This window comes from Desulfosarcina cetonica JCM 12296 (assembly GCF_001311845.1).
GTDB classification, from domain to species: domain Bacteria; phylum Desulfobacterota; class Desulfobacteria; order Desulfobacterales; family Desulfosarcinaceae; genus Desulfosarcina; species Desulfosarcina cetonica.
Map to the genome: position 1 here is coordinate 1 of NZ_BBCC01000226.1, position 9,162 is coordinate 9,162.

Annotated in this window: 6 protein-coding genes; 3 read left to right on the forward strand and 3 right to left on the reverse strand. The window is 55.8% G+C overall.

Annotation, left to right across the window (positions count from 1 at the left end):
• A partial coding sequence (locus tag JCM12296_RS49935; protein WP_157068013.1) for a CHAT domain-containing protein occupies nucleotides 1-2,384 on the reverse strand: 2,384 nt, incomplete at its 3' end.
• 457 nt (nucleotides 2,385-2,841) lie between these two features.
• Here JCM12296_RS49935 and JCM12296_RS49940 point away from each other — a divergent pair.
• The 3 genes from JCM12296_RS49940 (at nucleotide 2,842) to JCM12296_RS49950 (ending at nucleotide 6,474) form a co-directional block, all read left to right on the forward strand.
• On the forward strand, nucleotides 2,842-3,372 hold the full coding sequence (locus JCM12296_RS49940; protein WP_157068014.1) for a hypothetical protein: 531 nt from the start codon (nucleotides 2,842-2,844) through the stop codon (nucleotides 3,370-3,372).
• 302 nt (nucleotides 3,373-3,674) lie between these two features.
• A complete protein-coding gene (locus JCM12296_RS49945; RefSeq protein ID WP_157068015.1) occupies nucleotides 3,675-5,183 on the forward strand; it encodes an alpha/beta fold hydrolase in 1,509 nt (502 codons plus the stop codon).
• Nucleotides 5,065-6,474 carry a TRAFs-binding domain-containing protein gene (locus JCM12296_RS49950; protein WP_054700598.1) on the forward strand — a complete coding sequence of 470 codons (1,410 nt, stop codon included), beginning with the start codon at nucleotides 5,065-5,067 and terminating at the stop codon, nucleotides 6,472-6,474. Before JCM12296_RS49945 ends, JCM12296_RS49950 begins: the two co-directional genes overlap by 119 nt.
• Nucleotides 6,475-6,500: 26 nt before the next feature.
• Here the strand turns inward: JCM12296_RS49950 and JCM12296_RS49955 are convergent, their stop codons facing one another.
• Both JCM12296_RS49955 and JCM12296_RS49960 read right to left on the reverse strand, forming a co-directional pair.
• Entirely contained in the window at nucleotides 6,501-7,910 is a 1,410-nt protein-coding gene (locus JCM12296_RS49955) for a methyl-accepting chemotaxis protein (RefSeq protein WP_340147887.1), read from the reverse strand.
• Between the two features lie 311 nt (nucleotides 7,911-8,221).
• Nucleotides 8,222-9,162 (reverse strand): MFS transporter (locus JCM12296_RS49960; RefSeq protein WP_054700602.1); only part of this gene is annotated, 941 nt, incomplete at its 5' end.

Here is a 9,162-nt window from a genome sequence, read left to right on the forward strand (position 1 = left end):
GCCGGCGGCTCCCAGCCATTCCGGGCCATGACCTGCTCCACCAGCTTGATCGCCTCATCCTCGCTCAGGCGTCCCAACTCGACGGCGTTTAAATCACCGGCAAAGGGTTTCGGCAGCCATAGCCGGCTGGTGAAGATCAGGCGGCAGCGATGCGAGGCCGCCAACAGTCGCTGGCCGAGTCTCAGCAGATCGGTCACGTCGGCGGCGCCGGCCGGGTTGATGCCCGCGTGGTCCGGCAACACACTTTCCATGTTGTCGAACACGATCAGGGTGGCCTCATTCCGCAGTGCCCGCTCCACCGGTTGGAGGGCTTTATTGCGGTCGTCGCCGTATTCTGCGGCGCTGTACCTGGGCAGTAGCTGGCGGCCGATGGTATCCAGGACCCCCTTGACATCCTGCACGTTCTGCGGTTCCACGCTCACGAAAGCGGCCCGCTGGTAGCGGCCGCTCTGAACCAGCCAGCGGGTCAGCTCCACGGCCAGCACGGTCTTGCCCATGCCGCCGCTGCCCCGGATGATCGCATAGGGTTCCTGCTCCAGCAGACGTTCCAGGCGCAACAGCATCCGGCTGCGGCCCACGAAGGTGTGCTCGGGCGGCGGCGGCAGTTGGCCCAGCTGGAGTTGGCGGCGTTCTTCGGCCATCCGTGAGGCCGCCTTCCCCGGTTTGACGCTGAACAGCTGGGGGTCGTTGGCCTCCTGGTACAGGACCGGCACAAACCAGTCCTGCAGATTCAGGTCACCGGCGCCCATGATCTTGAATCGGTATGTATCTCCGTACAGGGCGTTTTGTCCGGCCAGCATGGCGTCGCCCACCCGCTTGCCCTCGGCAAGGGACTGGTAGAACGGCTCCACAAACCGCCGGGCGGTCTCCACCAGCACCGAATGGGTCATGGCCACCACCGAGCCGATGCCCTCCTCGAGCAGTTTGGCCGCCACTGACGCCTTGGGGTCCGCGTCGGCCTGGGCGGTCTGGCAGGCTTCCAGGTAGATCAGGGGAACCCCATAGCCGCGCAGTTCGGCGGCCAGGTCTTGGGCATGGGCGAGCTGGAGCCGCCGCTTACCCAGCTTCTTATCGTCGCCCGGATCCTCGAAACAAAGGGCCCCCTGGCCCACCTTGCGGTCGTAGACCCCGTGGCCGTCGAAATGGACGATGGCGTAAGGATTGTCTTGATCGCTTGCCTGTTTGAGGGCCTTTTTCAGGGCGGGAAAGGTCGGCGGGTGCAGGATGTCGACCTGGACCAGGTCCTCCCCCAGGGTATCCGAGGCCTGGACCAGGGCCCGGGCGCTGATGCGGTGATCCAGGTAGCCGACAGGGTTGTTGTCTTTGTCGATCTCCGGCCGCGGGCTGACCAGCAGCACCCGGATCGGCAATCGGGTTTGGACGATGGGGATTGGCTTGCGGTTGGGCAGGCGGCGGCGCACCCGCACCCCGTGGGCCCCCTGGGAGAGATAGCCGGAACCGTCGTGCATGATCTCCCACGGCAAGGCCAAAAGATTGCTGGCGGCTTCGCGGAACAGGGCGCTGTCCGCTTCATCGGTGCCTTCCGGCGGATCGGGGTCGACCTGCACGGAAAAGCGGCGGCTGCCGGTCTTATTGCGCCATGCCGCCAGGGGTTCACGGGCGGACTCGCTGTCCAGGGCGGCTTTATAGATGGCCTGGCCCCATTTGGGTAGCGCGTCTTCAGTCTTACCGGCCCGCTCCTTGAAAACACCGGTCGGCCAGCGGAAGTAGCGTTCGATGTACCAGCGGATCTCTTCCTGTTCCACCGGACCGATGGGGGCCGTGAACGTGTAGCGGCGGCTGGTGATGGCGCGGCTGTTATCGGATGGCGTGTAGGTCAGTTCGGCGGTGGCCGTGGCGCGGCGCAGGCCACCTTTTTCCGAGATCACCGGGTCGCAGAGTTTCAGGAGCAGTTCCTCCACCGGTTGGACCTTTACTGTCTCTGCCTTATCCAAGTCGTCCGGCAGATGTTCTCCCAGGGCGGCGAACAGCTTGGTCATGGCGTCATTCAGACCGGTGGGGGTATCTTCCACGAAGATATGCACGGGCTCGGTGGGAAAGAATGGCTTGAGGATTCCCGGCAGCACGCCTGGCAGAATCAATGTGATTACCTTGAAGCCGTCTGTGCGCCGCCTTGCTACATCCTGAGCTATCTTCAATTCACGTTGGACCCATTCGGAGCTGAGCGCATCGATGCTGATGACAACGATAAAATGGCGGGCCGAACGGATGCTGGTTTCTATGGTGTCCACCAGGTCATCACCACCTGCCAGCTCGCGGGAGTCGACCCAGGGAACCTTGCCATGGCGTTCAAGGGTTTGTCGAAGTCTTTTTACCGTGGCATCGTCTTTGGAGGCGTGTGAAACGAAGATATGCTGGACCATCTGATAACCTTTCTCGCTTCTTTTTTAGGCTGGCGGAAAGAAATAATTCCCCCAGATCGCGCCGGATTTGGGTTCGTCTACAAGGCGCCGCCACCGGTGCATATCGGGAATATGTGCCTGTGGCGGCAACGCGGTAGACGGGCACAAAAGCAAGCAGGATGGTGGAATTATTTCTTTCCGCCAGCCTTAAGCCCGAGCTTCAGTACCTCTCCGACCCGCATTCCACCGCGTGCCATCAGTTCGAGCAATAATCGATTGCGATTCTTGGTCGTACGGAATATGATTTTATCAATTGTAAATGATCCCATGAGAATTTTTTCATATAGCAATACCGAATACTATACGGGTCCACGGCCCGTTTAATAGGTTGCTTTTGCTATTACAAATTGCCTGATCAAATTGCTACCATTTCTGTTTTAGGTATGGACAGATAAATAAAGATTGGGAGATGTAATAGATGAATGAACAGGAAAAATACAACAGTCCTAATAGTGATCATGTTATAGAAATTTTCAAAACGCTGAGTACTCACGTACAAGTGCTTGATGAAGCATCTGCCGCTTTCGGAAATGCTGCAATCCGGCCTGCCATCATTCTTAACGGAGGTGCAGTGATTGCATTTCTCTCATTGTTTGGTGCAATCTGGGGTAAAAGTGATCTCCCTCCTGATATAATTCTTGTTGGCAGAGCCATCTTGTTCTGGTTACTTGGCCTTTTGTCGGGATCGATTGCCAGTGGTTTCGGTTATGCATCCCAAAAAGAATACGCCTCTGCCATTCGCGCAAATCGCAGGGTTCTTTTGGAACATATTATAAGTGGATCAGGACTCGAAGATTTTGTTAAGCCTTCCAAAAGATATTTAGGGAAAAAAAGAAAAAGTAAAATCTATTTTATATTAACAGTTAGCCTTGTTATTATAAGCTTATCATGCTTTCTTGCTGGCTCAGTTGTCGCATATTCATCCTTACCAGGTTCTGTTAAATATTGAAATTTGAAAAAGCAATTCCAATTTGTTCCTTCACCACTTAGAAACACATTAAAAACAAGAAGGTGATGATGTTTTTTTTATTGGGTACAAATATTGGATTTGCGGGGTATGCAATCGGCGTTGGTGTTTTTCCAACATATCTGAACTTCGGGCTCTCCCGTGATTCGATCAATCTTTATGAAATCATCGCGTTAAAATTTGCAGATTTCGGACACCAGATACATCGACCAAATCACCAAAGTGGAGAAAGTAAAGATCGGTGGGGGACGAGCGTTATACGTTAGACAAAATGGGGGGAATCCATGGCCGAATGGCTAATAAATGTCACGCGACGAGTACCAGACAGCAAAGCCTGCGTTGTCTTCATTCACGGTTTCCAGGGAGACCCGGCGACCACGTGGGCAAGGTTTCCCGAGCTGCTTTGTGAAGACCCTAACATGGGCGGATGGGATGTTTTGAGTTTTGGCTACAAAAGTCATCTGGCACCTGACCTGACCGGAGCTTGGGCGGGAGATCCTTCGATAAAGACCATCGGGGATTCTCTGGGAGCTTTTGCCCGCACGAACCTGGTATCGCGGTACGGTGCACTCGTTGTCATTGCTCACAGTATGGGAGGACTGGTGGTGCAGCGCTCTTTGTTGGACCACGCAGATTTGGCGGAAAAGGTCGACAAGGTCATCCTCTTTGGGACACCGAGTTTTGGGTTGGGCAAGGCTTGGATTTTTCAGCTTCCGATTCTGCGTTCGCTAAACCGGCAAGTCAGAGACATGGGAAGGACAAGTGCATTCATCAAGTCGTTGCGAAGTGAATGGAACGATCGATTCGGTAAAAGCCCCCCGTTCAGTTTTCTCGCGGTTGCCGGATCCGAAGATGAGTTCGTTCCGCGGAGGGCTTCAATTGACGGTTTCCCCGATGATCAATGTGCAGTTGTGCCTGGCAACCATCTTGAGATCGTCAAACCAAAATTTGCCAGCGACGCCAGTTTGGGTCTTGTGATCAATTTCATTCAAGGTCAAGATGTGCCTGGTGGGCGATGGAGCACTGCCGCGCTGGCTCTCGAACGGAGAGACTTCCATAAGGTTGCGAAGCAACTCGGTCCGAATCGAGCGATTCTGGACAGTCGTGCTTTGGTCGACTTGGCATTGGCTCTGGATGGGTTGGGCAGGCGAGATGAGGCCATGGCGGTCCTGAGTGACGCCAAACGGCAGGGAACGGATGCGATGGGCGTGCTGGCCGGCCGACACAAGCGGAACTGGTTTCAGGACCGGGTCGATCAAGAGGCACGAAAAGCGCTCGCGCTGTATGGCGAAGCGTATGCGATTGCCAAGGATAAAGACGCCGCTCAGGCGTACTACCATGGTATCAACCTGGCGTTCCTATCTCTTGTTTACGAAAATGACCTTGCCAAAGCGCAGGACTTGGCTAAAAAGGTTCTGGAACATTGTGCGAACGCGGAAAAGGAAGCGTTGCCCAGGGAACGAATGTGGCGTTTAGCGACAGAAGGAGAAGCCAATCTGATATTGAGAAAAATAGACATCGCAACGCAGCGTTTCCAAAGTATGCTTGATGGCCCGCCGAAACCAGATCCATGGCAATTCACATCAACCTCCCAGCAAGCTTTACGTATCGCCGACCAATTAGGCGATGAGCAGCTCGCCAGGACCCTTCTAACACTCTTTACCGGAGGTAACCATGACGCAACGCCCTCTATGTTTTGTTATCATGCCTTTTGGGATAAAGCCGGATCCCGCTGGTGGCGCGGATATCGACTTCGATCATATTTACAAGAACGCGCTCGAACCCGCCATTGACGATGCCGGCATGGATCCCATTCGTGCCGATGAAGAGCGGACGGGTGGGATCATCCACAAACCGATGTTCGAACGTCTGTTGCTTTGCGACTACGCCATCGCGGACCTGACGACAGCCAATGCCAACGTCTTTTACGAGCTGGGCGTGCGCCATACAGCACGTCCCAGAACAACACTGACGATCTTTGCCAAACACCAACCCATCCCGTTCGATGTCAATTTTCTAAGGTCTTTGCCTTACGATCTTGGGACGAACAACGTTTTTGGAGATAAAGAGGCCAGCCGGCTGCGTGAAACCGTGGCTGAACGGCTACGCGACCTGCGGGACTCGACCGTGAGCCAGGCACCGATTGACAGCCCTGTTTTTACCCTGCTTTCTGACTGGCAGCCGGGTGATATTTCCCGCCTCAAGACCGATGTCTTCCGCGATCGCGCACAAGCCAACGAGCGATTCAAACGTCGTCTGGCCGACATTCGTGAGAAGAATAAAAATGCGCAAACTAGCGAAGCGGCACACGCTGAACTGAAAGCTTTCCGAGACGAGCTTGGCCCTCTCGACGCCGTTGATGTGGTCACGGTAGTGGACTTGATGCTTTCGTATCGAGCGCTGGGGGATTGGGACGGGATGATTGCGCTTTTCAACGACATGCCAGAAATGCTCAAACGCCAGATTCTCGTACGGGAGCAACTCGGTTTTGCTTATAACCGGCGAGCGGGTAAGAACAACGACCTTTCCGATCGCGCCGAAGCGCTTCGAATCCTCACGGACGTGGCGGAACAGCAGGGGCCTAGTTCGGAAACGTTGGGGCTGATCGGTCGAATTCACAAGGACAAATGGAAGGAGGCAATTGCGGCAGGCGACGAAATTGGCGCCATTGGCCACCTGGACCAAGCAATTCATGCATACCGCCGGGGCTTCATGGCCGATCAACGAGACGCCTACCCGGGCATCAACCTGCTGACGCTTCTGGATATCCAAGGTGAAAAGGATTCGATCACGGAGAAGGATCGCCTGTTACCGGTCGTTCGTTTTGCCGTTGAGCAGCGACTCTCGGGCGCGACACCGGACTACTGGGATCACGCGACAATGATGGAGCTGGCCGTATTAGAAAATGAATCCAAAGAAGCGATGAAGTATTTGGCCAAGGCGGTAGCGGTCATCCGCGAAAAGTGGGAACCTGAGACCACTGCCAACAATCTAAAGATTATCGAACGGTCACGTGAAGCGCGCCAAGTAGACACTTCCTGGCTTAAGCAAATTATCAAAGAACTGGATAAACGCGCCGCATAGTTGTGTGGGAAAGACCGTCGTATCCATCAGGCCAAATAAAGCTCATCAAGGGTCGCAAAGAGCATTTCACGCTCTTTTTCAAAGGCTTTCATTAATGCCGCCGCCTTCTCCGTCTCCCCTTGATGGAAAAGATCGACAACTTGCCGTGCATATACATGAACCTTCTCGTGGTGATGACCTGCGGCCGAAAAAGCCTGGTTCTGCTTGAGTGCCTGGCCTTCAGGGCTGTCATACCATTTGCCGAAAGCACACTCATGGTGGCTATTGACCTCTTGCGGTGTTAAGGTCCCGCTTCCATGCAGCAAGCCTTCAAGCCGTGACCGCCAATTGAGATGCGCCCCCTTGACCTCGCCGATATCAAACGATGCGGCGGGTATTTTAAATTGCGCGATCGTTTGGGTCAGTCGGCTGGAAAGCTTCAAGAGATCCTGCGCGCTGACGTGAACCTGGGAACTGCTGGTGGCCATTTCCTTGGCGGACAGGTCCACACCGGCTATCTCCTTGGTGATATCGCCGGCAACCACCGAGCTTTGTGAAACATTTACATTAACCTCCTGGATGCCCTGAGACGCCTGGGACACGTTGCTGGCAATCTCCTGGGTGGCCGTTGATTGTTCTTCCACCGCCGCCGCAATGCCCGTCACAATCTCATTGACTTCGACGATAACCGCGGAGATCATTCTTATCTTCTCGACGGTGTCGCTGGTGGACGTCTGTATCCCATTGATTTTCTGTTTTATTTCGTTGGTGGCGATGGCTGCCTGCTTGGCGAGTTCCTTTATCTCGTTGGCGACAACGGCAAACCCTTTTCCAGCTTCTCCGGCGCGGGCGGCTTCAATGGTGGCGTTGAGCGCCAACAAATTGGTTTGCTCCGATATTTCGGTAATCGCTTCCGTAACCTTGTTGATGTCCCTTGCCGCCGCGCCCAATTCATCGACCTTGATCGAGGCGTCCTGAGCCTGAGCAACAGCCTCGGTGGTAATGGAACGGGCTTTTTCGGAATTCCGGGCAATTTCTCCTACCGTGGTGCTCATTTCCTCGGTGGCGCTGGCCACAATATCGACATTGCTGGCGGCCTGTTCACTGGCCGCTGCCACGCTGTTCATGTTGGCACTCATCTCCTCGGCCGCCGTGGCCACCATGTTGGCCTTGTCCGAAGTCTGCTCGGATCCTTGCCTCATCTGCCCCGAGATGCTGCTTAACTCGGTGGAGGCGGTATCCATGGTCGCCACACTGTTATTTATATTCCGGGTCATTCTCACGAGATGGGTAACCAGGACGTTCAGCGATTCAGCCAATTGGCCGATTTCATCTTTGCCGGTGATGTCCAAATGTTGCGTAAAATCACCCGTGGACATCCGTTTTATAAATGCCGAGGTTTTCGTGATCGGATGAGAGATCGAGACTGCAATCAGAATGGCCAGTAACAGGCCGATGGCAACGGCAAGGCGTTCATATCGACGATCTGTCGGCGGTTCTCGGGAAAAAGATCATGCGTCATTTGGATTTCCCTTGTCGCCCGACGGTATTCAGTCAAGGCATTAACCAAATTTCATGCCAGCCCTGATGTTTATTTAACTTATTGTTATTGCAGGAATTAAATTGTGACTTGCAGCCAGATGGGGTGAAGGCTGCCATAATGACAAGCTTTGGACCTCCCCGCTGTCGTTATGATTGACCATGGCGCGGGTGTTGGTCGCCGGGAAAATGCTGGGATGGGATTCTGTAGTTCTCTATAGATTCTCCCTCAGGCATCCTCCGGCGTGGCGGACGGGCAGGCTTCCGGAGCTGTTTCCACCGCCTCCGATGGGGTTGACCGGAGAAAACCCACCAGCACCGCTCCCACCAGAAGCATGGCCCCCACCATGATGATGCCGGCGGCGAAATGGCCCCGATCGCCCAGCATGCCGATCAGCATGGGCATGACCCCGCCCCCCAGGATGAAGGCCGCCGGGACGGTCAGGGAGACGGCCACGTTGCGCATGTTGGGCGGGCCGATGGCCGAGAGAACCACGAAAGCGGGCGGGAAGACGCACACCGCCACCAGGGGCTGAAGGAAGATCAGCACGCGCAGCCAGTCGGTGGACACCGCGCCGAGCAGGATCGTGGCCGTGCCGTTGAGCAGGAAGACGATAATCAGGGTCCGTTTGGGGCCCAGGCGGTCGCTGGTCCAGCCGGAGATGAAGGACATGCCGATGGCCAGCACGCGGGAGAGACCGATCAACTCGTTGGCCGCGCTGCGGGTCATGTCGTGGACATTAATCAGGAAGAGGGGCAGCATGGTGAAAATGCCCATGGTGGCGCTGATCCCCAACATGAACAGACTCATGGTGATCCAGAAGGCCGGCAGGCGCAGCAGCGTGTTGAAGGCGCCGAAGCTGGGGACCTTGCCGGGAAAGTCGCCGCCTTTGCCGAAGCGGGCGAAGGCCAGGCCCAGCACCAGGGTCAGGCCGCCGAGGATACAAAGGGCGCTGCGCCAGGAAACCCATCCCAGCATGGCCTCGGCCAAAAGGGGGGCGGCCACGAAACTCACATTGGGGGCGATTTCATGGATGGATAGGGCCTTGCCCCAGTGACGGGGGTGGACGATGGTGGTCAGCGTGGCGATGCCCGAGGGCAGGTACAGGCCCGCGGCCATGCCCACCACGATCAAGGCACAGCGGATGCCCCAGATGCCCTGGCTGAGGG